This is a genomic window from Blastococcus sp. SYSU DS1021 (assembly GCF_054050995.1).
Genome location: NZ_JBJHAL010000024.1, coordinates 37,644 through 59,841, shown reverse-complemented (window position 1 = coordinate 59,841; position 22,198 = coordinate 37,644). Strand labels below are relative to the sequence as shown.

The window sequence follows — 22,198 nt, the reverse complement described above, 5'->3', positions numbered from 1 at the left end:
CCCCCCCCCCCCCCCCCCCCCCCCCCCCCCCCCCCGCCACGAGCAGCCGCCAGCCGACCACGGCCTCGCCGGCCCGGGCACCCACCCAGGCCAGCGCCTCGGCGGTGCTGCGCGCCCGCAGCACGCTCACCGCCGCGCCGGCGGCCGCGGCCTGCGCCGCCCAGGCGGAGACGACGGGGTCGGCGGCCTCGTCGAGACCCAGGACGGCGGCGCTGCGGACGCCGTGGGGGAAGGCCGGCGGCGCGGCCGCCCACCGCGGCACGCTGGTGTGCTCGATGCCCATGCCGATCAGGGGGCGAAGGACCGCTGGCCGGTGTAGAAGCCCAGCGCCCGGTCGGGGGTCTCGAAGCGGATCCGCGAACCCTTCGGGAAGAACAGCACGTCCTTGGGGCGAGCGATCACCTGCGCGCCGCTGTCGAGGTCGGTGAGGTGGAACTCGCCCTCCACCACGACCTTCATCTCGTCGTAGGTGTACGTGTAGTCCAGCGGCTCGCCCGCGAGCAGCTCGAAGAAGCCGGAGCACAGCTCCGAGCCCCCCGGGTTGGCGAACGTGTCGCCGATGGCGGCGTTGACGCCGGGGACCTCCATGCTCGGGAGCCCCTCGTAGGTGCCGCTCGCGTGTCCGAAGACGATGGTGCCGGTGGTGCTCATGTCCGCCTCCTCAGCGCGGGACCCGTCGGGGCGACCGATCCCTGTGGGTGGACGACATGTAACGCCAGTGGACGATTCTATGGGTGTCGGCGCTGTAACGAGTCGGTGACGAGGACCCTTCACGGGTGCGGTGACGCCCCTCCCGTCCGGGTCATGCGGCCGCGGCGGAGCCCGCTCGTCCGCCGGAGCGGCCCCTATGCTCGCGCCGTGGAGGCAACCCCCGAGCCCGGCGGGCACGACGACGCGCCCGGCGGACAGCTGGAGGACGTCATCGCGGTGCGCGTCCGCGAGTTCCGGCTGGCCAAGGGCGTCTCGCTGGCCGAGCTCGCGCGGACGACCGGCCTGAGCAAGGCGATGCTGTCCAAGATCGAGCACGCCCAGACCTCCTGCAGCCTGTCCAGCCTGGCGCGCCTGGCCGAGGCGCTGGCAGTGCCGGTCACGGCGCTGTTCCGGGGCGTGGACGCCGAGCGCGAGGCGGTCTTCACCCCGGCCGGCCACGGGGCGCAGATCGTCCGGCGGGGCAGCAACGTGGGGCACCTCTACCAGCTCCTGGGGGCGCTGCGCGGGGAGCACAAGCGGCTGGAGCCGCTGCTGGTCACGCTCACCGAGGCGAGCGAGGTCTTCCCGCTCTTCCAGCACCCCGGCACCGAGTTCATCTACGTGCTCGAGGGCGCGCTGATCTACGGCCACGGGGAAGCCCGCTACGAGATGCGCCCCGGCGACTCGCTGGTCTTCGACGGCGAGGGGCCGCACGGGCCGGTCGAGCTGATCGAGCTCCCCATCCGCTTCCTGACCGTCACCGGTTACGGGCACGTCGTCTAGGTCGCGACCGGCCGCACCGTGCACCCGTGCGGCGGCAGCTCTCGCTTTCGTAACGCAGATTCACGTCCGCGTAACCACGAGGGCGTCCAGCACCATGAGACTGCGTTTCACGACGTGACACGCAACGACCGCCTCGCGCCCCGGTGCCCTCGGTGCCGGTCGGGCGGTGGTCGCCGGCGTGGCGTTCCGCACCCGTGTGTCCGGGTGCGATCCACCGATCTCGTGGCGTGGCCGGTCCCGCCCGACTCACCTGAGGAGAGTGGCTCATGCCTGCAGCCGACCTCGCCTGGCTCCTGGCGGCGTTCGCGCTCGTGCTCCTGATGTTCCCGGGCCTCGCCCTGTTCTACGGGGGCATGCTCGGCAGCAAGAACGTGCTCAACATGGTGATGATGGTCATGAGCACGCTGGCCGTCACGAGCGTCCTCTACGTCCTCTTCGGCTACGGGCTGGTGTCGGGCGACTCGCTCGGCGGCTGGGGCCTGATCGGCAACCCGGTCGACCACCTCGGTCTCGCCGGTTTCCACGACGACGGCGGCACCGGTGGCGCGGAAGGCGTCTACTGGACCGCCTTCTTCATCCTGTTCGCCGCGATCACGATCGCGATCGTGGCCAGCGGCGCGGCCGGCCGGATGAAGTTCGGCTCGTGGCTGGTCTTCTCCGCCGTCTGGCTGACCCTCGTCTACTTCCCGCTCGCGCACTGGGTGTTCGCCTTCGACGACGAGGAGAGCGGCGTCGTCGGTGGCTGGATGCGCAACGTGCTGCAGCTGCACGACTTCGCCGGTGGCACCGCCGTGCACATGAACGCCGGCGTCGCCGCCCTGGCGCTCGCGATGGTCCTCGGCAAGCGGCGCTCGCCGACGCACCGGCCGCACAGCCTGCCGCTGGTCGTCCTGGGCGCGGGGATCCTGTGGTTCGGCTGGATCGGGTTCAACGGGGGCTCGGCGGCCGGGGCGAACTTCCTCGCGCAGTACGTCGTCCTGACCACGCTGCTCGCCGGGTCCACCGGCATCCTCGGTTTCCTGCTGGTCGAGAGGCTGCGCGACGGCCACGCGACGACGCTCGGCATGGCGTCCGGGGCGATCGCCGGACTGGTCGGCATCACGCCTGCGGCCGACACGGTGAACGCCGCCGGCGCGCTGGTGGTCGGCTTCGTCGCCGGCGCCCTCGTCGCCTGGGCGGTGACCTGGAAGACGAAGCTGGGCATCGACGAGAGCCTCGACGCGTTCGCCGTGCACGGCGTCGGCGGCATCGCCGGAACGCTCTGCGTCATGCTCATCGGCGCGTCGAACTCGCCGGGCGGGGTGCAGGGCGTCCTGCTCGGTGGCAGCTTCGACATCGTCTGGCGCGAGCTGGTGGCGATCGTCGCGACCTGCACCTTCTCGTTCGTGATGACCTACGCCATCGCCTGGGCGCTGCAGCGCACGATCGGGCTGCGCGTCGACGAGGCGACGGAGGACGCCGGCCTGGACGTCGCCGTCCACGCCGAGTCGGCGTACGACTTCGACCGGGGCGTGAGCCCGACCCGGGTGGGCGCGACCGTCTACGGCCTCGACGAGGTGCCCCCCGCGCCGGTCGCCGTCGCCCCGACGTCGCCGCGCTGACCTGCGCCGCCCCCCGGCGCAGCCACGTGACACCGGAGGCCGGTCCCCGATGGGGCCGGCCTCCGGCGCGTCGCGCGAGGTCTGCGGCAACACGAACCTGGCGCGACCGTAACGCCGCGGAAACGGTGGCCGTGTTCACTGCTACGTGACAAAGGTTCATGTCAGTGGACAGCCGCAGGAGGATCCCGTGCCGCTCACCGCCACCCGTCCCGAGGCCCCGCCCGTCGCCGTCACGGCCGAACCCGAGGTGCTCGACCTCGCCACGCGGGCCCGCGCCGACGGCACGCAGTTCATCCTGGCGCTCTTCGTGGACCTCACCGGCAAGCCGTGCGCCAAACTGGTCCCGGTCGAGGCGGTCGAGGAGCTGCAGACCGAGGGTGTCGGCTTCGCCGGGTACGCCGTCGGCGCCATGGGTCAGGAGCCGAAGGACCCGGACCTCATCGCGATCCCGGACCCGGCCTCGTACATGCCGGTGCCGTTCATCCGTCCCGGCCTGGCGATCGTGCACTGCGATCCGCACGTCGAGGGCCGGCCCTGGCCGTATGCGCCGCGGGTGATCCTCAAGGAACAGCTCGCCCGCGCCGCGGAGCTCGGCCTGGACCTCAAGGTCGGCGCGGAGGTCGAGTACTTCCTCGTCGAGCGCGGGCCCGACGGCGCCCTGCGCCCGGCCGATCCGAGGGACACCTCCGAGCGCCCGTGCTACGACGCCCGCGGCCTCACCCGCATGTACGACCACCTGACCGAGGTCTCCCGGGCCATCAACTCCCTGGGCTGGGGCAACTACGCCAACGACCACGAGGACGGCAACGGGCAGTTCGAGCAGAACTTCGCCTACGCCGACGCGCTGACCACCGCCGACCGGGTGGTCACCCTCCGGTACCTGCTCTCGGTCCTCGCCGAGCAGCGGGGCATGACGGCCACCTTCATGGGCAAGCCGTTCACCGACCGCACCGGCAGCGGCCTGCACATGCACCTCTCGCTGTGGCGGGGCGGCGCACCGGTCTTCCCGGACGCCGAGGACCCGCGCGGCCTCGGGCTCTCGCCCCTGGCCTACTCCTTCGTCGCCGGTCTGATCGAGCACGCCTGCGGCCTGCAGGCGGTCCTCGCTCCCACCGTCAACGCCTACAAGCGCACCGGCGCGACGGGCACCCGGTCCGGCGCCACCTGGTCCCCGCGGACGGCGTCCTACGGCGGCAACGACCGGACCCACCTGCTCCGCGTGCCGGACGGCAACCGGGTGGAGCTGCGGGGTGGTGACGGCTCGGCCAACCCCTACCTCGCCGCGGCGACGGCGCTGGCGGCCGGGCTGGACGGGGTGCGCCGGGGGCTGGACCCGGGCGACCCGGGGGCCGCCACCAGCAGCCCGCTGCCTCCCACGCTGCTGCACGCGGTCGAGGCGATGGAGAGCGACCCGGTGGTCGCGGGTGCTCTCGACGTCGCCGGCCCGGGTGTCGCGGCCTACTTCGCCGGCCTCAAGCGCGAGGAGTTCTTCGAGTGGCACGGGCAGGTCACCTCCTGGGAGGTCGACCGCTACGTGACCGCCTTCTGACCAGCCGGATCGTCGAGAGGAACCACCCCCATGTGCGGGATCGCCGGGCTCCACCTGCGGGAGCCCTCCCTGTACCCCCGGCTCGGTGAGCTGCTGACCGGGATGCTCTGCCAGATCACCGAGCGAGGACCGGACTCCGCCGGGATCGCCGTCTACGGCGATCCGCGCTGGTCGCCGCCGGGGGAGTCGACGGTGTCGCTGCTCCCGGGAGACGCGAGCGCCCAGGAGGTCGGGACGGCGCTGCGCGAGCGGCTACCCGAGGCGGTGGTGGTCGACGCCGGGCAGACGCTGCTGGTGCACGCCGCGACCGACCCCGACACGCTCGTCGCCGCCGTCCGCGTGGCGGTCGGGCGGGTGGGGAAGGGCGAGGCGATCGTCATCGGCCAGGGGGAGGACCTCGCCGTCCTCAAGGGGGTCGGCCACCCGCAGGCCCTCGCCGCCGAGTTCGGCCTCGCCGCCGCGCAGGGCTGGCAGGGGGTGGCGCACACCCGGATGGCCACCGAGTCCGCGGTGACGCCGCAGGGCTCGCACCCGTTCTCGGTCGGCCCGGACCAGTGCCTGGTGCACAACGGATCCTTCGCCAACCACGCGACGATCCGCCGCGAGCTCCGGGCCGCCGGTATGACGTTCGACAGCGAGAACGACTCCGAGGTCGGCGCCCGGTTCGTCGCCGCACAGCTGGCCGCCGGCTACGACCTCGAGAAGTCGCTGAAGCTGCTCTGCGAGCGGTTCGACGGCTTCTACACCCTGCTGGTCGCCAACCGGGACAGCTTCGCCGTGGTCCGCGACGCCATCGCCTGCAAGCCCGCCGTCGTCGCCGAGACGCCGCAGTGGGTGGCCATGGCGTCGGAGTACCGCGCCCTCGCCGGGCTGCCCGGCATCGAGAACGCCCGCATCTTCGAGCCCGAGCCGGAAGAGGTCTACGCATGGCAGCGCTGAGCACGTCCCTGGAGTTCGCGGAGGGACGGGTGGAGCTGGCCGAGCCCACCCTCGTGGACCTGACCGTGTCCGACGTCCGCGCGCTCAACAGCGCGCTGCACGCGGTCGACGTCGCCGAGAAGGCCCCCACCTGGCGGGTCGCGAACCCCGACGGCCGGCACAACATCGCCGTCGGCCTGGACGCCGACATCGACGTCGTGGTCGACGGGCACGTCGGCTACTACTGCGCCGGCATGAACAAGGCCGCGACGGTGACCGTCAACGGCAACGCCGGCGTCGGGGTCGCCGAGAACATGATGAGCGGGACCGTGCGCATCCGCGGCAACGCCTCGCAGTCGGCCGGGGCCACCGCGCACGGCGGGTTGCTCGTCGTCGAGGGGTCGGCGGCGGCGCGCTGCGGCATCTCGATGAAGGGCGTGGACATCGTCGTCGGCGGCGACGTCGGCCACATGAGCGCCTTCATGGGCCAGGCCGGCCGGCTGGTCGTGTGCGGCGACGCCGGCGACGCGCTCGGCGACTCCCTCTACGAGGCCCGCATCTACGTGGCCGGCTCGGTGAGGTCGCTCGGGGCCGACTGCGTGGAGAAGGAGATGCGCGCCGAGCACCTCGCCGAGCTGGCCGGCCTGCTCCGTGCCTCCGGGGTCGACGCCGACCCGTCGTCCTTCCGCCGCTACGGCTCCGCCCGGCAGCTCTACAACTTCCACGTCGACAACGCCTCGGCGTACTGAGAAAGGGCACCCCGTGACCGACAACCCTGCCTTGCGCCAGCCCGCCCTGCCCCCCGACCCTGCCCTCCGCGAGTCCGCCACCTTCGACCGCGCGACCATCGCCGACATCCAGCGCGCCGCGGAGACCGGCATCTACGACATCCGCGGCGGCGGCGCCAAGCGCAGGGTGCCGCACTTCGACGACCTGCTGTTCCTCGGCGCCAGCATGTCCCGCTACCCGCTCGAGGGGTACCGGGAGCGCTGCGACACCGACGTCGTCCTCGGCGACCGCAACGCCACCTACCCGCTGCACCTCGCCACGCCGGTGACCATCGCCGGCATGAGCTTCGGTGCGCTCTCCGGCCGCGCCAAGGAGGCGCTCGGCCGCGGCGCCAGCGAGGTCGGCACCTCCACGACCACCGGCGACGGCGGGATGACCCCGGAGGAGCGCGGCCAGTCCAAGCACCTCGTCTACCAGTACCTCCCGTCCCGCTACGGCATGAACCCCGATCACCTGCGCATGGCCGACGCCATCGAGGTCGTGCTCGGGCAGGGGGCGAAGCCCGGCGGCGGCGGGATGCTGCTCGGCCAGAAGATCACCGAGCGGGTGGCGGGCATGCGGACCCTGCCGATGGGCGTCGACCAGCGCAGCGCCTGCCGGCACCCGGACTGGACCGGCCCCGACGACCTGGAGATCAAGATCCGGGAACTGCGGGAGATCACGGACTGGGAGAAGCCGATCTACGTCAAGATCGGTGCCACCCGCACCTACTACGACGTCAAGCTCGCCGCCAAGGCCGGGGCCGATGTCATCGTGCTCGACGGGATGCAGGGCGGCACCGCCGCGACGCAGGACGTCTTCATCGAGCACGTCGGCATCCCGACGCTCGCGGCGCTGCCGCAGGCCGTGCAGGCGCTGCAGGAGGAGGAGCTGCACCGGAAGGTCCAGCTCGTCGTCTCCGGCGGTATCCGCAACGGCGCCGACGTCGCCAAGTGCATGGCCCTGGGGGCCGACGCCGTCGCGATCGGCACCGCGGCCCTGATCGCCCTCGGCGACAACGCACCGCACCTGGACGCGGAGTACCGCCGGCTCGGGTCGGCGGCGGGGTACTACGACGACTGGCAGGCGGGCCGCGACCCGGCCGGCATCACCACCCAGGACGACGAGCTGGCGCAGCGTCTCGATCCGGTGCAGGGCGGCCGGCGGCTGGCGAACTTCATCCGGGTGATGACGATGGAGGCGCAGATCATCGCCCGCGCCTGCGGCAAGGCCCACCTGCACTCGCTCGAGCCCGAGGACCTGGTCGCGCTCACCATCGAGGCCGCCGCCATGGCCCGGGTGCCGCTGGCCGGCACCAGCTGGATCCCGGGGCACGGGCTGTGACCGCGACGGCCACCACCGCCGACGTCGTCGTCGTGGGCGGCGGGCTCGAGGGCACGTCCATCGCCTGGTCGCTGGCTCGACGAGGGGTGACCGACGTCGTCGTCTGCGAGCGGGACACGGTCGGCTCCGGCGGCACCGGCAAGTCCAGCGGCATCGTGCGGTGCCACTACGGGGTCTCCTCGCTGGCGGCGATGGCCACCCGCAGCCTCGAGCTGTTCGAGAACGCCGCGGACGTCCTCGGCGACGACGTCGGCTTCCGGCAGACCGGGTACGTCGTCGGCGTCGGCGAGCCGAACGTCGCCGCCCTGCGGGCCAGCCTGGCCAACCAGCGGGCGGTCGGGGTGCAGACCGAGGAGATCGACCGCGCCGAGGTCGCGCGCCTGTGGCCGGTGGCCGACCTGTCCGACTTCGCCGCCTTCGCCTGGGAGGCGCGCGGCGGCTACGGCGACGCGTACCAGACCGCCCAGGGGTTCGCTGCGGCCGCGCGGCGCCTCGGCGTCCGCATCCGCCAGGGCACAGCCGTCGCCGAGGTGCTGGCCGACGGCGGCCGCGCGACCGGTGTCCGGCTGGCCGATGGGACGGCGATCAGCGCCGGCACCGTCGTCGTCGCGGCCGGCCCCTGGTCGGTGCCGCTGCTGGCGGAGCACGGCCTCGACCTGCCGATCAGGGTGCACCGCGAGCCGATCGTGCTGCTGGACCCCGGGGTCGACCTCGGCCCGGTGCCGGTCTTCTCCGACCTGGTGTCGCTGCAGTACATCCGCGCCGACGGCGGCGGGCAGCTGCTGTTCGGCAACAGCGACCTCTCCACGCCGGAGCCCGCCGACCCGGACGCCTACCTGAACCGTGCCACCGACGAGTTCCTCGAGATGGCGGTGGAGAAGATCTCGCACAGGTTCCCGGGGTTGGCGGACGCCTCGGTCGCCGGCACCTACGCCGGCTGCTACGACGTGACCCCGGACTTCAACCCGGTCATCTCGGAGACGCCGGTGGAGGCGCTCGTGGTCGCCGCCGGCTTCAGCGGGCACGGGTTCAAGATCTCGCCGGCGGTGGGACGGCTGGTCGCCGACCTGGTCGTCGACGGCAAGAGCTCGGACGCCGACATCCCCGACTCCGACTTCCGGTTGTCGCGGTTCGCGGAGGGCGCTCTCCTCACCAGCCCCTTCCCCTACGTCGGTGCGGGGGAGATGCGCTGACCGGGCGTCTCCTCATGTGTCGCCCTCGGCCCTGCGTCGCAGTCCCTGGCCCACACGGGTGGACGGGCCCCGAGCGCTCCGCTCGCCACGCGGCCGGCAGGGGGCCGACGGCACCACGGTCAGGGGCTCAGGAGCTCCCCGGTGCGGACCAGGTGGTCGGCGACGTCGCGCAGCTTGGTGTTCGTCGTCATCGACGCCGTGACCAGGAGGTGGAACGCCTGGTCGGCGGTCAGCTTGTGCCGTTCGATCAGGATGCCCTTGGCCTGCTCGATGACCGCGCGGGACGCGAGCGCGGTCTGCAGGTGGTCGGCCATCTCCTGGGCGCCCCGGTAGGCCCGCACGCTCGCGGCGGCGATGCCCGCGTAGGGAGCGAACCCGGTCGCCACCGCGCGGCTGGTCTCGTCGAAGGCTGCGACCTCGCGGGCGTAGATGTTGAGCGCGCCGGTGAGCTCTCGCTCGCCGGCGAACACGAGCGGCACCGACAGCGAGCTGAGGTTGCCGCGCTCGGCGGCCTGCCGCGCGTAGTCGGGCCAGCGGTGCTCGACACGGGTGTCGACGATCTCGGTCGCGACACCGGTGCGGGAAGCGTGCAGGCACGGCCCTGCGCCCCTCGCGTACTGCGCGCGATCCAGGTTCAGGGCGAGTGGGCCGGTGTCCACGACCGTCGTCGCCTCGCCCTCGATGACGAGGGTGACCGATGCCTCCGGGGCGCCCGGCATGACGCTCTTGGCCTGGTCCGCCAGCGACTGCAGCAGGCTCTCCATCGACAGCTCGCGCAGCGACAGCCGCCCGAGGTTCTCCAGCGCAGCGGTGGCGTGGGTGGATCGGCGGTCGGGAATGCGGGCCACCAGGGCCTCCGGTCTGGCTCATACCGAAGGTGACCTCGGCGGCGCACCCGTACCGGGTGTCTCACTTCGCTGCGCCGCTGTTTTGACGCACCAGGGGTGCCCGGACGATGTCTGGGCTCAGGCAGAGCTTACGCGGCCCCTCCCGGGCCCACGCCCCCGACGCGGCGGTCCCGGCGTGCAGCGGCCTGTCGACCGGGCGGGCGACGAGACCTGCGCACCACGCCGTCGCGGTCCCCGCTGCGCGCGGCGGCAGGGCTCAGCCGGCGAGGACCGCGGGCCGGCGGCCGGCCCACGGGAGCGCCTCCTCCAAGAAGGCGGCGACGGACAGCAGCGTCGCTTCGGCGGCGTAGCGACCGCAGAGCTGGACCCCGACCGGCCACCCCTCGGCCGTCGGGATGCCGGGGACGCTGACCGCGGGCATGCCCGTCACGTTGGCGGGCGCGGTGAACGGCGCGAACGCGAAGATCCGGTCGTACCAGCCCCGCGCGTCCAGGCTCGGGTCGTTCTGGTCCAGGTGACCCAGGGCGGTGTTCGGGGCGGCCGTCGTCGGCGTCAGCAGCACGTCGTGGCGCAGGAAGAACTGGGCGATGGCGCGGGTGGTCGCGTTGAACACGCGGTCGGCGGCGTAGAGGTCCATCGCGGTGAGAGAGGCGCCGTACTCGGCGCAGGCCAGCGTCGCGTGCTCCAGCACGTCGCTGCCGAGCTCCACACCGAGCGCGGCGGCGGCCCCGTACGCCCCGTCGGCCAGGAAGCTGCACCAGGCGGCGAGGTTGGCCGTGTCGAACGCCTCCACGTCGAACTCCGGTGCCGCCTCGACGACGGCGTGCCCGTCCGCCGCGAGGGCCTCGGCGGCGGCGCGGACGGCAGCTACGCAGGCGGGGTCGACCGGGACGCCGTTGGGCGCAGCGGTGGCGACGGCGATCCGCAGCTTCCGCGACGGCGGGCGTGCCGCGTCGCGGAAGCTGGTCACCGGCTCCGGCAGCAGGTACTTGTCGCCGGGCTCGGAGCCGTGCAGGGCGTCGAGCAGCCCGGCCGCGTCGCGGACGGTCCGGGTCACGGCGAACTCGACGCCGAGGCCGAGCAGCGGATCGGCGAAGTCGGGTGCGACGGTGATCCGCCCCCGGGAGGGCTTCAGGCCGACCAGGCCGGTAGCAGCGGCCGGCACGCGGATCGAACCTCCGCCGTCGTTCGCGTGCCCGACGGGAAGGGCACGCGCGGCGACCAGCGCCGCCGATCCACCGCTGGAGCCGCCGGGGGAGCGGGAGGTGTCCCAGGGGTTGCGGGTCGGGCCGTTGGCCACCGACTCGGTGGTGGCGTTGAAGCCGAACTCGGGGCAGGCGCTCACTCCGATGGCGGCCAGGCCGGCCTCCCGGAACCGCCGCATCAGCGCGGTGTCGTAGGGGAAGGGGATGCCGGGGCCGAGCAGCCGGGAGCCGTCCCGCTGGGGAACGCCCTCGGCATGCATGACGAGGTCCTTGATGACGAAGGGCACCCCGGCGAACGGGCCGTCGGCGCTGGCGGCCAGCGGCCTGTCGAACAGGTCGCCGACGAGGGCATTGAGCTCACCGTTGACCGACTCGACGGCGGTCCGGGCGGCCTTCTGCACCTCCTCGTGGGAGACCTGCCCGGTGCGGACCAGGCCGGCCAGCCCGGTGGCGTCGTGCTCGGTGTACTCGGAGACCTCCACGGTCACTCCTTCGTCGTCGGCCGGTTCTCGCGTCGGCGACGGATGCTGCCCGGTGGCCGGGCGGTGCACATCGGTGGAAATGCGGACCACCGGGCAGCTACCGGGTGGCTCGAGTGCGTGCTTGGATGCCGCATGAGGTCCGCTTCCGGCTCAGGGGCATCGCGGCTCGGCGCCGCCCTGGCCGTGCGGGACGCCGCGGATGCGGTGGTTCGCGGCGAGGCCCAGTCCGGTCGCGCCGATGCGGTGCTCGAAGCGTTGCTGTCCGTGGTCCGACCGTCGGCCGCGGCCGTCTCGCAGTGGGACCCGGTGCGCGGGCGGCACCGGACGGTGGCCAGCGCCGGCTACCGCGAGGACGCGCTCGCGCTCATGGAGGCGCATTTCCACGAGGACCCGCGGTTCCCGGTCGCCCGCAGCCAGGGGCGACCGCTGCGGGTGCACGACATCCGGCCCGACCAGCGTCGTGGGCTGATGTTCGAGGAGGTGATCCGACCGGCCCGGTTCACCGACGGCGTGACCCTGTGCCTGTCGGCGGCCGGGCGGTACGTCGGCTCGGTGCACGCCTCCACCGCGGACGGGGAGGTGGACGACGAGACGGCGGGCGTGCTCCGGTTGATGTCGGCGGACCTGACCTGTCTCCTGGATCCGTTGGAAGGTGCAGCGGTCCCGGTGGCGGAGGACGCGGGGGCCTTCGCCTGGTCGCCGGCGGACGGGCGGTGGCTGGTGCTGACGCCGTCCGGCCGGCCGTCGCTGGTCGCACCGGCATCTCCGCTGGCCGCCCTGCTCCAGCCGGCGCGGTGGCCCTCGCGGATGGGGCGTCACCTGCTGGTGATCACCGGCGCGGAGCTGCTCGCGGTGGAAGCGCGTCCGGCGGGCCGCTGGGTCGTGGTCGAGCACCGGGCGTCCGCACCACCGGCGGGGCTGTCGCTGCGCGAGCTCGAGGTGCTGGCCGCGCTGGCGACCGGCGCGACCAACCGGATGGTGGCGCGTTCCCTCGGAGTGGGGGAGCGGACTGTGGCCACGCACGTGGAACACCTGCTCGCCAAGCTCGACTGCGGCAACCGGGCCGGCGCCGTCGCCTTCGCGGTCGCGGTCGGGCTGGTACGCGCGGGGCGCGGTGCCGCACCGGCCCCCGCCCGGACGGGTTCCTCGACCGCGCCGGGCACGCGGGCGCGTACCCCTGCGCCACGACCGGCCTGACCGACGCGCGCCGCACCGGCGCGTGCGGCCGGGGCGGGCCCACGGACCCGCGCTCCCGCCGCGAGGCCGCCGGGGGGCTACTGTGGAGGGCGTACCGGCTGCTCGCCGGCACCGCCCCGCCCGGCAGCACGCCTGCTCGCGCGGTCGGTGCCGCCGCCATCGACCGGCGGCCGGCGGACCGAACCCGGCTCGGGGGCATGGCCCCCGCGTCGGTGCCCGGTGCACCAGCGGGTCCGGGTCCGCGCGGTACTGGGCGGTGCCGGTGCGGTTGCACCGTCCGCCCGCGGGGCCGCGTGCACGTCCTGCCGCGGCGACCGTGCCGGGCAGTGCAGAGGAGGAGTTCGTGGCTCGACCAGGACGGCGCTCGACGAGCGCCCGGCGCGGCGCCCCGCGCACCCAGCGGCGCGTGCGCGACGGTGACGTCGTCGCCGTGCTGGCCCGCGCCGTCCGGGACGTCGAAGCGGCGGTCAAGCGCGACCGCGTGACCCCCTCCGTGCGCGCGGAGTTCCAGGCGATCGCCCTGGTGCTGCGCGAGGAGCGCGCCCGGGTGCAGGCCGACCAGGACACCGGCGAGGCCCGCCGGGCCGAACAGCTCAAGCGCCTGGACGGCATCGCGACGATCCTGGCCACCACCGCGGTGCGGAACTCCGGCCTGCTGGCGCTGCTCTCCGACGACGCCGTCGCCTCGGAGGCGGCGCGGTCGCACCGGCGGGAGCTGCTCGCCGCAGCCGGCGTCGAGGTGCCGGTGGAGGAGGACCCGACGCCGGCCCCGGCCGCCCCCGTGGCCGCCGCCACCTCCGCCGCCGCCGAGCGCCAGGTGGTGCCGCAGTCGGTCATCTCGCGGCAGCTGGCCAACCCGTTCCTCGCCCCCGACTTCGAGGCAGCCCGGCAGAGCACCGTCCGCCCGCGCCGGCTGGCCGGCTGGGAGCTCCTCGAGCCCCTGTTCAACTCCTTCGAGCGCGCCGGCGGCGGCGCCCCGGCGTGCATGCCGCTGCCGTTCCCGAGCTCCCAGTTCACCCCGGCGGGGCTGGAGCTCATGCCGCACCAGGGGCAGCTGGTCGCGGCGGCGGCGAACGGCCACCGCACCTTCCTGCTCGCCGACGAGCCCGGCCTGGGCAAGACGGCGCAGTCGCTGCTGGCGGCCGAGGCGGCGCAGGCGTTCCCGCTGCTCGTCGTCGTCCCCAACGTCGTCAAGACCAACTGGGCCCGGGAGGCCGCCCGCTGGGTGCCCCAGCGCCGGGCCACCGTGATCCAGGGCAACGGCGAGAACGCCGACGGCTTCGCCGACATCGTGATCGTCAACTACGAGGTGCTCGACCGGCACGTGGGCTGGCTGGGCGGCTTCGGCTTCGGCGGGATGGTCGTCGACGAGGCGCACTTCATCAAGAACAAGACCTCGCAGCGCTCCCAGCACGTGCTCGAGCTCTCCGAGCGGATCCGGACCCGCGCCGGGCGGCCGCTGCTGATGGCCCTCACCGGGACCCCGCTGATCAACGACATCGACGACTTCCGGGCGATCTGGCAGTTCCTCGGCTGGATCGACGACGAGAAGCCGCTCGGGCGGCTGATGGAGTGCCTCGAGGAGACCGGCCTGACCCCGGCCGACCCGGGCTTCTACCCAGCGGCCCGCCAGTGCGTGATCGACCAGGGCATCGTGCGCCGTCGCAAGGTGGACGTGGCCGCCGACATCCCCGCCCGCCGCATCGCCGACCTCCCCGTCGAGCTCGACGACAAGGCCGGCCGGTCCATCCGGGCGGCCGAGCGGGAGCTCGCCCGACGGCTGGTGAAGCGCTACGAGAGCGCCCTGGCCGCGCGCGAGTCGGCCACCGAGGTCGAGGGCATCGACCGCGAACTGGTGCGCAAGGTCGCCGGCTGGGAGCTCAAGGACACCAGCACGAAGACCACCGGCGAGAACGTCTTCGGGATGATGCGCCGCATCGGCCAGGCGAAGGCCGGGCTCGCCGCCGACTACGCCGCGCAGCTGGCCCGCAGCGCCGGCAAGGTGGTCTTCTTCGCCAAGCACGTCGACGTGATGGACGTGGCCGAGGAGACCTTCGAGGGCATCGGCCTGCGGTACTCCTCGATCCGCGGTGACCAGACGCCCTCGGTGCGGCAACGCAACATCGACGCGTTCGTCAACGACCCGGACGTCGCCGTCGCCGTCTGCTCGCTGACCTCGGCCGGGGTGGGGCTGAACCTGCAGGTCGCGTCGGACCTCGTGCTCGCCGAGCTGTCCTGGACCGACGCCGAGCAGACCCAGGCCATCGACCGCAGCCACCGCATCGGGCAGACCGAGCCGGTCACCGCGTGGCGGATCATCGCCGCGCAGACCCTCGACGCCCGGATCGCCGAGCTCATCGACAGCAAGGCCGGGCTGGCCGCGCGGGCCCTGGACGGCTCCGACGAGGAGATGCAGGCCTCGGCGGATGTCCAGCTGGAGGCGCTCGTCGCGCTGCTCACCGACGCCCTGGAGAACCGATGACCGACCAGCAGACCGCGGAACCGATCCTGGCCGCGGCGACGCGGGTGGCCGAGCTGCTGCTCGAGGTGCAGACCCGCGTCAACCGGCGGATCGACGCCGAGCTGGCCGAGCTGCTGCCCGTCGTCCAGCGGCAGGTCGGCGTCGCACCGGACGACGCCGCCGACCTGTCGGACCTGGTCAACGCGCGGATCACCGGCCTGAGCGTCGTCGTCACCCCGGCCGCGGTCGCCGCCGCCGTGCCGGTACCGCCTGACTCGGCCGCCACGACGCGGGCGGCCCGCCGGGCGGTGGCCGGCGTTCTCACCGGTGCCGACGACCGCCTCGCCGTCATCGCCGGGCCGTGCTCGATCCACGACCCCGAGGCCGCCCTCGAGTACGCCGCCTTCATCGCGCGCATGCGCGAACGGCACGGTGCGGACCTCGAGATCCTCATGCGGACCTACACCGAGAAGCCGCGCACCGAGGTCGACTGGAAGGGCTTCGCCTACGACCCGTTCCTGGACGGGTCGAGCCGGATCAGCGTCGGACTCGTCGCCACCCGGATGCTCATGCGCCGCATCACGGCGGCGGGTGTGCCGGTGGCCGCCGAACCGCTGAACGCGCTGACGCCGCAGTACGTCAACGGGCTGGTCACCTACAACGGCGTCGGGGCGCGCAACGTCACCGACCAGACCGCCCGGGAGCGGGTGTCCGGCTTCTCCTCGGTCGTCGGGTTCAAGAACTCGCCCGAGGGCAGCGTCGACTCCGCGATCCAGGCGATGGTGACGGCGCGCGCGCCGCACGAGTTCCTGGGCGTGGACGCCCACGGCGTCTCCGCCCAGCTGTCGACGACGGGCAACGACACCGGCCACGTCATCCTGCGCGGCGCCAAGGACGGCCCCAACTACTCCGCTGCGCACATCGCCGACACCAAGCGCCGGCTGGCCGCGCGCGGGCTGCCGGAGGTCGTTGTCGTCGACGCCTCGCACGGCAACAGCCAGAAGAACCACCTGCGCCAGATCGAGGTGGTGCGCGACCTGGCCGGCCAGATCGCCGGCGGGGAGCAGGCCATCCGCGGCGTGATGGTGGAGAGCAATCTGGTCGCCGGCCGGCAGGACCTGGACCAGCGGCACCCGGAGCGGCTGGAGTACGGCTGCAGCGTCACCGACGCCTGCGTCGACCTGCCGACGACCGAGCTGATGCTGGCCGAGCTGGCCGAGGCGGCCCGGGCCCGGCGGGGCGCTGCCCGCTAGAAGACCCCCAGCCCGCAGGAGGGGCAGCGCGCCGCGGGGAGCTGGGGAGCCCGGAGCAGGGAGCCGGTGGCCAGGTGCTCCTTGCCGAGGGCGGTGACCCCGACCGACTCGCCCTCGGGGATCCAGTTGAGGTAGATCGACTGGCCGGCGATGTGTCCCCGCTCGAGCCCGCTGCTGCAGCGGGGGCAGGTGGCGGGCAGTGGCACGGCGGCTCCTCGGCAGCGCTACGGTCGGCGACCGTCATGCTGCCACAGGGGGCGTCCCCGTCCCGACGAGTCGAGCGAGGAGGCCCCGTGCCCGACGACGCACTGCTCCTGGTGGTGAACCGGGCGGCCGGTACCGCGCACGACGAGGCGGTCGAGGCGGCGGTGGCAGAGCTGCGCACCGGCGCCGACGTCGCCGTCGCCGCCACCGGTGACGCCGCGGAGCTGGACGAGGTGCTGCGCGACGACACCGGCCGCCGGGTGGTCGCGCTGGGCGGGGACGGGTCCGTGCACGCGGTGGTGGCCGCCCTCGACCGGGTGGGCCGGCTGACGCCCGAGGACCCCGTCGGCATCATCGCCTGCGGCACGGGCAACGACCTGGCCCGCAGCCTGGGGCTGCCGCTGGACCCGGCCGAGGGCGCGGCCGCGGTGCTGGCCGGCCGGCCCCGCCGGCTGGACCTCCTGCGCGACGACGCGGGCGGGATCGTCGTGAACGCCGTGCACGCCGGGGTGGGCGCCGCCGCGGCCGCCGAGGCCCACCGGCTCAAGAGGCGGCTCGGCGCGGCGGCCTACCCGCTGGGCGCCGCGATCGCCGGGGTGTCCGGCGCCGGGTGGGAGCTGTGCGTCGAGATCGACGGGGAGGTGGCCGCGACCGGCGAGTGGGCCGCCGACGGCCGGCTGGGCGTGCTGATGGTCGGGATCTGCAACGGCTCGACCATCGGGGGCGGCACCCCGCTGGCGCCGGACGCGCGGCCCGACGACGGGGAGGCCGACGTCGTCGTGAGCGTCGCCACCGGACCGGTGGCGCGGGTGGCCTTCGGGACGGCGTTGACCACCGGCGGTCACGTCGAGCGGGACGACGTGCTGGTGGCGCGCGCCCGGGAGGTGCGCCTGTCCGGGAGCACCGTCGCCGTCGACGCCGACGGGGAACTCGACGAGATCGCCGTCGCCCGCACGTGGCGGGTGCAGCCCGCCGCCTGGTCGGTCCTCGTCCCGCGGTAGCGGGTCGGGAGCGGCTGCTCAGGCGCGGTTCCCGAGCCGGCGGCGGACGACCGCGGCCTGCTCCGGTGAGCCGATGAGGGCGCCGATCTCGGCCTGCTCGGCGGCCAGCCCCTCGGCGAGCGGCACCCGCCCGGCGAGGTCGACCAGCCGCTTGACCGCCCGGGTGGCGCTGCGGCTGTGCCCGGCGATCTCGCTGGCCAGCTCGAGCGCGGCGGCCAGCGGGTCGGCGGCCTCGCGGGTGGCCAGCCCGAGGCGGACCGCCTCGGCACCCGACACCTTCCGCCCGGTCAGCGCGAGCTCCTTGGCGACGTCGCGGCCGACCAGCTCGGGCAGCAGCTGGGTGCCGCACATGTCCGGCACGATGCCCCACAGGATCTCCATCAGCGACAGCTGCGCGTCGGGCGCGACCAGCCGGATGTCGGCACCGAGGGCGATCTGCAGGCCGCCGCCGAACGCGACGCCCTGGACCGCCGCGATCACCGGGGCGGGCACCAGCGACCACACGTGCACGGCCTGCTGGGCCAGCGCACCCGCCGCGCCCAGCGGCTCCCGGGCGACGACGACGCGCTCGCCGCCCTCGGCCATCGCGGCGAAGGAACCGAAATCCAGGCCGGCGCAGAAGGCCCGGCCGGCCCCGGTGAGCACCACCGCGCTGACATCGTCCCGCTCCATCAGCCCGGTCCCGACGGCGACGAGCGCCTCGAACATCGCGGGGTCCAGCGCGTTCAGCTTCTCCGGCCGGTCCAGCCGCACCGTCGCCACGCCGTCGGCCACCTCGAGCGCCACCCGGCGCGACACGTCGTTGTCCACCTCCGCTGTGTACGGGCGGCCGGACCGGCGTGTCAACGAGCGCGGTGGGTGGGGTCGACGCCCCTGCCTACGCTGCGCCATGACCTCCTTGCCCCGTACCGCTGCCCGGCTGCTGCTCGGCGCGACGATGGTGGGCGCCGGGGTGCTGCACCTGACCACCCAGCGGCAGGAGTTCCAGGCCCAGGTGCCCGGCTGGTTCCCCGTCGACGAGGACCTGACGGTGCTGGGCTCGGGCGTCGCGGTCGGTCGCGGTCCGCGGCGGCCGCTGTCGTGCCAGGCGTCGAGCGCCGCCGCGGATCGACGCATCGCCGCCACCGCGTCGTCGGCGTGCAGGAGGTCGGCGTCGTCGCCCTCGGCCCGGTCCAGGTGCTCGCGCATCAGGTCGAGCCGCAGCCGGCGGGCGAAGGTCCGTGCGCCGTCGCCCAGGCCACCGGGGTCGACCGGCTCCCGACCGTCGCGCGACTCGTCGAGCACGGCAGCGGTGAGCTCGGAGTCGTGGGTCCAGGAGCGCCGGTTGAGGTTCGCGCTGCCCACGGCGGCCCACACGTCGTCGACGATGCACACCTTGGCGTGCACGTAGACGGGGAAGCCGGCCTCGTTCTCCAGGTCGAACAGCTGCACCCGCTCGCCCCCGGCGGCCAGCACGGTGCGCCAGGCCGCGTTGCGGCCGCGCAGGGTGGCCGGCCGGTCGAGGCGCCCCTCGCCGTCGACGTGCCGGGGGACGACGGCGATCAACCGCAGCTCCGGGGACCGGCGCAACGCGGCCGCGAAGATCCGTGCGACCTCGCTGGACCAGAGGTACTGGTCCTCGACGTACACCAGCCGACGGGCGCGGGCGAGCGCCTTCGCGTAGCCGTGGGCGATGCTGCGCTCGCCTTCCGGGGCGAAGGGATGCGCAGGGCGGCGGCGGGGGTACGTGCGCAGCAGCTGCACCGTGCAGGTGCCGCTCGGCGCCGGTGGAGGTGACGGCGGCGGGACGGGGTGGACCGGGCGGGCCGCCCCGAGCAACCGGTCGGTCACGCGCTGCCAGGGCCAGCGGACCGGCGGTGCCGGGTCGGCCCACCGTTCCCGGAACACGGTCGCCAGGTCGTGCACCGCGGGCCCGGTCAGCCGCAGCTGGACGTCGTGCCAGGCCGGGGTCGGGCCGTACGCGGCGTTGAACCGCTGCCGCTGCGGGTCGCCGGTGTGCGCCGGCCCGTCCCGGCGGGTCCGGGCCGGATCGATGCCACCGAGGAAGGCGACCTCACCCGTCGCGCCGGTGACCGTGACGAGCTTCTGGTGGTGCGACCCCAGGGGTCGCACCCGCGCGTCCAGCACCGCCTCACCCCCCGCCGCGTGCACCGCTCGCGCCAGCTCCCGGTGGGGGCCGAGGGTGAAGCCGAGCGCCGTCGCGTGCGACCGCCACAGCAGCAACCGGACGTCAGCACCGCGGCGGGCGGCGCCGACCAGTGCCGCGGCGAACGGCGGACCGTCGTCGTCGAGCAGCTCCTCCGGTTCGGCGCGCCAACTCGCCAGCAGGACGAGGTCCTCCGCGCCGGCGGCGTCCAGCACCGCGCGCAGCTGCCGGAGATAGGGGCGCCCGTCGACGACCGCGTCCACCGCGTTGCCCTCCCGCCACGCCGGTAGCGTTGTCGCGGAGTTCCCGCGTTGCTCGGCGGTGAGCAGCCACGGGTGCCCGCCGCCCAACCGGCGCACCCAGGGTGGCTCCCGACGCCGGCGCGGCCAGAACGGCATGGCGGGCGGATCACTCCTCGGTGCCTGGTCGTGGCGGCCGTCCGGGGACGGCCCTGGCCGGCAACGCGCCTACCCCTGTTCCCGGGCGGGCACACCGGGTGCCGCCGTGCGGGGGTGGGGGGACGCGGCGCAGGTGCGCTCACCGATGCCGGGGCTCGCGCCGGGCCGCTACCGTGCCTCGACCAGCACTCCGGCGAGGAAGTCGGCCAGCTCGTCCTCCGCGTCCAGGGGCAGCACCGCCGCCACGTGCTGGTCGGGTCGCGCCAGGACCATGCAGCCGCGCTCCCGGTCGATGCCCCGCATCGCGAAGACGTTCCCGGCGGCGTGGTCGGGGGAGAAGGCCTTCTCGTAGTCGACCAGCCCGAGGCGGCCCTTCCGCGGCAGCAGCACCGCCGGCAACCGGTCGACGGCCAGCTCGCGGTGCTCCTGCTGGAAGATCGCGCGGACGTCGATCACCGAGTCGGGCTCGGCGCCGTCGGGGGTGTACCGGGCCAGGGGTGAGTTCTCGGACCCGAGGTGTTCCAGCAGCGCCCGGGCCCGCGACCCGGGGTCGGCGGGCTCCGTGGAGTCGGCGAAGACGTAGAGCCGCCAGGCGCCGTCGGCCCGGGCCGCGTGCCCCAGCTGCACCGGCTTGGCGTCGGCGACCCGGATCACCGGGGCGGAGTGGAAGCGCATGCCGACCGGGTAGCCCGCGGCGAGCGACTGGTGCTCGGTGCTCCCGGTGATCATCGACGGCGCGTAGCGCGTGGCGACGCCGGCGGTGAACCGGCCCTGCTGCACGAAGTAGCGCTGGAACTCCTCGGGGTCGACGCCGTGGTCGCTCTCGTCCTCTTTCGGGGGCGCGCTGAACATGCGGGCGAACTCGCGGTCGAAGTCGATGAGCTCCTGGGCGATCGCCTGCCGCTCCGCGGAGTAGGTGTGCAGCAGCTCCGGGCGGGCGGTGCCGCGCAGCACCGCGGCCAGCTTCCAGCCGAGGTTCCAGGCATCGGCCATGGAGACGTTCATGCCCTGGCCCGCCTTGGCGCTGTGCGTGTGGCAGGCGTCGCCGGCGATGAAGACGTGCGGCAGGCGCGTCGCGGTCTCCTCCGCCGGCACGTCGTCGAACCTGTCGCAGAGCCGCTGGCCGATGTCGTAGACCGACCACCAGCCGACGCCCTTCACCTCGATGGAGTACGGGTGCAGGATCCGGTTGGCCACCGCGGCGAGCTTCTCCGGCGTGACGGCGCGCCGGTCGCGGAGTTCGCGGTCGGCGACGGCGTCGAGCTCGATGTAGAGCCGGACCAGGTAGCCGCCCTCGCGCGGGATGATCAGCAGGTTGCCCTGGTTGGCCGAGTGGATCGCCGCCTTCAGCCGGATGTCGGGGAAGTCGGTGACGGCGAGGACGTCCATGACACCCCACGACTGGTTCATCGCATCGCCGACCAGCTCGCGGCCGATCGCCGTGCGGATGCTGCTGCGCGCGCCGTCGCAGCCGACGACGTACCGCGCCCGGACCGTCGAGACCTCGCCCGTCGCCCGCCCGCCCCGGAGGTGCTGCAGGGTGAGGGTGACCGGGTGGTCCGAGGTGCCGCTGGTGTCGACGTCGACGCCGGTGGCGTGCAGCCCGTAGGAGGGCGCCAGCCGGCTGGCCGAGCGGGCCATGTGCTCGCGGAGCCAGGCCTGCATCCGCGCCTGGTTGACGATGACGTGCGGGAACTCCGAGAGCCCGTCCTCGACGTCCTGGACGCGACCGGTCCGCGCGATGCGGGTGCGGTCGGCCGGGTCGGGCCGCCAGAAGGCCACCTCGTTGACCCAGTAGGCCTCCGCGACGAGCTGGTCGGCCAGGCCGAAGGCCTCGAACATCTCGACCGTGCGGCAGGCCACTCCGTCGGCCTGGCCCACCTGCAGGGGCCCGTCCCGCCGGTCGACCACGACGGTGCGGATGTCGGGGAAGGCGGCCAGCTGCGCGGCGAGCACGAGCCCGGCCGGGCCGGTGCCGACGATGACGACGTCCGCCTCGGTGGGCAGCCCCTCCGGCCGGTCGGCGACCGACGGGTGCGGCTCCTCGACCAGCGGGTCGCCGGGCCGGTAGCCGTCGAGGTAGAACTGCACGTCTCGTCCCCTGACATCCGTACGTGTGCTGGCACCCGCGACGCTGCCCCACTTCCCGCGGAGGGG

At 74.2% G+C, this 22,198-nt stretch carries 17 protein-coding genes; 11 read left to right on the top strand and 6 right to left on the bottom strand.

Annotation, left to right across the window (positions count from 1 at the left end; all coding sequences use genetic code 11):
• Window positions 1-288: 288 nt before the first annotated feature.
• Window positions 289-651, bottom strand: coding sequence for a cupin domain-containing protein (locus ACI8AP_RS16870; protein ID WP_456590512.1), 363 nt, complete (start codon window positions 649-651; stop codon window positions 289-291).
• A 207-nt stretch (window positions 652-858) separates the two neighbouring features.
• Here ACI8AP_RS16870 and ACI8AP_RS16865 point away from each other — a divergent pair, with 207 nt between their 5' ends.
• From ACI8AP_RS16865 to ACI8AP_RS16835, 7 genes are all read left to right on the top strand, one after another.
• On the top strand, window positions 859-1,473 hold the full coding sequence (locus ACI8AP_RS16865; protein ID WP_456590511.1) for a helix-turn-helix domain-containing protein: 615 nt from the start codon (window positions 859-861) through the stop codon (window positions 1,471-1,473).
• Between the two features lie 266 nt (window positions 1,474-1,739).
• Entirely contained in the window at window positions 1,740-3,074 is a 1,335-nt protein-coding gene (locus tag ACI8AP_RS16860; RefSeq protein WP_456590510.1) for an ammonium transporter, read from the top strand.
• Window positions 3,075-3,261: 187 nt separating this feature from the next.
• On the top strand, window positions 3,262-4,623 hold the full coding sequence (glnT, locus tag ACI8AP_RS16855; protein ID WP_456590509.1) for a type III glutamate--ammonia ligase: 1,362 nt from the start codon (window positions 3,262-3,264) through the stop codon (window positions 4,621-4,623).
• 30 nt (window positions 4,624-4,653) lie between these two features.
• On the top strand, window positions 4,654-5,562 hold the full coding sequence (locus tag ACI8AP_RS16850) for a hypothetical protein (RefSeq protein WP_456590508.1): 909 nt from the start codon (window positions 4,654-4,656) through the stop codon (window positions 5,560-5,562).
• Window positions 5,550-6,290 (top strand): GltB/FmdC/FwdC-like GXGXG domain-containing protein, encoded by a 741-nt coding sequence (locus ACI8AP_RS16845; RefSeq protein WP_456590507.1) that lies wholly within the window; start codon window positions 5,550-5,552, stop codon window positions 6,288-6,290. Before ACI8AP_RS16850 ends, ACI8AP_RS16845 begins: the two co-directional genes overlap by 13 nt.
• 13 nt (window positions 6,291-6,303) lie before the next feature.
• Window positions 6,304-7,653 (top strand): FMN-binding glutamate synthase family protein, encoded by a 1,350-nt coding sequence (locus tag ACI8AP_RS16840; RefSeq protein WP_456590506.1) that lies wholly within the window; start codon window positions 6,304-6,306, stop codon window positions 7,651-7,653.
• Window positions 7,650-8,846 (top strand): NAD(P)/FAD-dependent oxidoreductase, encoded by a 1,197-nt coding sequence (locus ACI8AP_RS16835; protein ID WP_456590505.1) that lies wholly within the window; start codon window positions 7,650-7,652, stop codon window positions 8,844-8,846. The genes ACI8AP_RS16840 and ACI8AP_RS16835 overlap by 4 nt, the downstream gene beginning before the upstream one ends.
• Before the next feature lie 119 nt (window positions 8,847-8,965).
• On the opposite strand, the gene ACI8AP_RS16830 is transcribed toward ACI8AP_RS16835, so the two are convergent.
• On the bottom strand, window positions 8,966-9,694 hold the full coding sequence (locus tag ACI8AP_RS16830) for an ANTAR domain-containing protein (protein ID WP_456590504.1): 729 nt from the start codon (window positions 9,692-9,694) through the stop codon (window positions 8,966-8,968).
• Window positions 9,695-9,950: 256 nt separating this feature from the next.
• Window positions 9,951-11,381: an amidase gene (locus ACI8AP_RS16825; protein WP_456590503.1), complete on the bottom strand. Its 1,431-nt coding sequence runs from the start codon at window positions 11,379-11,381 to the stop codon at window positions 9,951-9,953.
• 132 nt (window positions 11,382-11,513) lie between these two features.
• On the opposite strand from ACI8AP_RS16825, the gene ACI8AP_RS16820 reads away from it, so the two are divergent.
• From ACI8AP_RS16820 to ACI8AP_RS16810, 3 genes are all read left to right on the top strand, one after another.
• Complete coding sequence (locus ACI8AP_RS16820) at window positions 11,514-12,578, top strand: helix-turn-helix transcriptional regulator (protein WP_456590502.1); 1,065 nt, start codon at window positions 11,514-11,516, stop codon at window positions 12,576-12,578.
• A gap of 343 nt (window positions 12,579-12,921) precedes the next feature.
• The gene (locus tag ACI8AP_RS16815; RefSeq protein WP_456590501.1) at window positions 12,922-15,060 is read left to right on the top strand and encodes a DEAD/DEAH box helicase; all 2,139 of its coding nucleotides are present in this window, start codon (window positions 12,922-12,924) and stop codon (window positions 15,058-15,060) included.
• Window positions 15,057-16,292, top strand: coding sequence for a 3-deoxy-7-phosphoheptulonate synthase (locus ACI8AP_RS16810; RefSeq protein WP_456590500.1), 1,236 nt, complete (start codon window positions 15,057-15,059; stop codon window positions 16,290-16,292). The genes ACI8AP_RS16815 and ACI8AP_RS16810 overlap by 4 nt, the downstream gene beginning before the upstream one ends.
• Here ACI8AP_RS16810 and ACI8AP_RS16805 read toward each other — a convergent pair.
• Window positions 16,289-16,498, bottom strand: a complete 210-nt coding sequence (locus tag ACI8AP_RS16805; protein WP_456590499.1) for a PF20097 family protein — start codon at window positions 16,496-16,498, stop codon at window positions 16,289-16,291. The two genes, ACI8AP_RS16810 and ACI8AP_RS16805, sit on opposite strands and share 4 nt — an antisense overlap.
• 87 nt (window positions 16,499-16,585) lie before the next feature.
• Here ACI8AP_RS16805 and ACI8AP_RS16800 point away from each other — a divergent pair, with 87 nt between their 5' ends.
• Window positions 16,586-17,497, top strand: coding sequence for a diacylglycerol/lipid kinase family protein (locus ACI8AP_RS16800; protein ID WP_456590498.1), 912 nt, complete (start codon window positions 16,586-16,588; stop codon window positions 17,495-17,497).
• An 18-nt stretch (window positions 17,498-17,515) separates the two neighbouring features.
• Here ACI8AP_RS16800 and ACI8AP_RS16795 read toward each other — a convergent pair whose 3' ends face one another.
• Together ACI8AP_RS16795 and ACI8AP_RS16790 are read right to left on the bottom strand one after the other, a co-directional pair.
• On the bottom strand, window positions 17,516-20,041 hold the full coding sequence (locus ACI8AP_RS16795; RefSeq protein WP_456590497.1) for a crotonase/enoyl-CoA hydratase family protein: 2,526 nt from the start codon (window positions 20,039-20,041) through the stop codon (window positions 17,516-17,518).
• 168 nt (window positions 20,042-20,209) lie between these two features.
• On the bottom strand, window positions 20,210-22,132 hold the full coding sequence (locus ACI8AP_RS16790) for an FAD-binding monooxygenase (RefSeq protein ID WP_456590496.1): 1,923 nt from the start codon (window positions 22,130-22,132) through the stop codon (window positions 20,210-20,212).
• Window positions 22,133-22,198 lie beyond the last annotated feature (66 nt).